2 protein-coding genes are annotated in these 940 nt (G+C 72.3%); both read left to right on the top strand.

The window, feature by feature from the left end; all coding sequences use genetic code 11:
- Positions 1 to 202, top strand: a 202-nt coding sequence (locus GTW08_RS13875) for a hypothetical protein (protein ID WP_237453824.1), incomplete at its 5' end; no start/stop codon positions are given.
- A gap of 69 nt (positions 203 to 271) precedes the next feature.
- Positions 272 to 940, top strand: a 669-nt coding sequence (locus tag GTW08_RS13880; protein WP_161152008.1) for a VTT domain-containing protein, incomplete at its 3' end; no start/stop codon positions are given.

Raw genomic sequence — 940 nt, forward strand, 5'->3', positions numbered from 1 at the left:
CCGGCTCCCGCCGCCGGTCCCGCGTCCCGGGCCGCCCCCGCAGCGCCGGCCGCAGCAGGCCCCGGCACCGGAGCCTGCCCGGTCGGCGACCGGCCAGATCGTCTGGGCCGCGGTGATCGCGCTGCTCCTCGGCGCCCTGCTCGGCGGGGGTCTCGCGCTGGTCTCGGTGCTCCTGCCGGGGGCGCTGCCCGCCCTCGGCTGAGCCGCTCACAGCACCCCCACAGCGACGGCCACGTCGATCCACATCGCCCGGCCGGTACCGTTTCTCGACGTGACGGTTCTCGCCGCGACGCAGACGCTCGCCCTCGGTCCCGACTGGCTCGACCCGGCGGTGATCATCGAGTCCCTGGGTCCGTGGGCCCTGGTGGGCGTCGCTGCGATCATCTTCGCGGAGTGCGGGCTGCTGCTCGGGTTCTTCCTCCCCGGCGACTCGCTGCTGTTCACCGCGGGCCTGTTCGTCGCGCAGGGCGCGATCGACGTGCCGCTGTGGCTGGTCTGCCTGGTACTGGTGGTGTCCGCCTTCGCCGGCAACGCCGTCGGCTACGGCATCGGCTACCGCGCCGGCCCGGCGATCTTCGACAAGCCGAAGTCGAAGCTGTTCAACCCCCAGCACGTCGAGAAGACCCACGAGTTCTTCGAGAAGTACGGCAACCGGGCCATCGTCCTCGGCCGCTTCGTGCCGATCGTGCGGACCTTCATCACCGTGAGCGCCGGCGTCGCGCGGATGGACCCGAAGCGCTACCTGACGTACTCGCTGATCGGCGGCGTCGCGTGGGCGGCGGGCGTGACGGTGCTGGGCTACTTCCTCGGCCAGTTCGCGTTCGTCCGTGAGCACATCGACCTGATCCTCGTCGCGATCGTGTTGATCTCGGTGCTGCCGATCGTGTTCGAGGTGCTGCGGGCGCGGGCCGCGTCCAGGCGCGGGGGCCCCGCCGGCCCG

Source organism: Pseudonocardia sp. SID8383 (assembly GCF_009864975.1).
GTDB lineage: Bacteria > Actinomycetota > Actinomycetes > Mycobacteriales > Pseudonocardiaceae > Pseudonocardia > Pseudonocardia alni.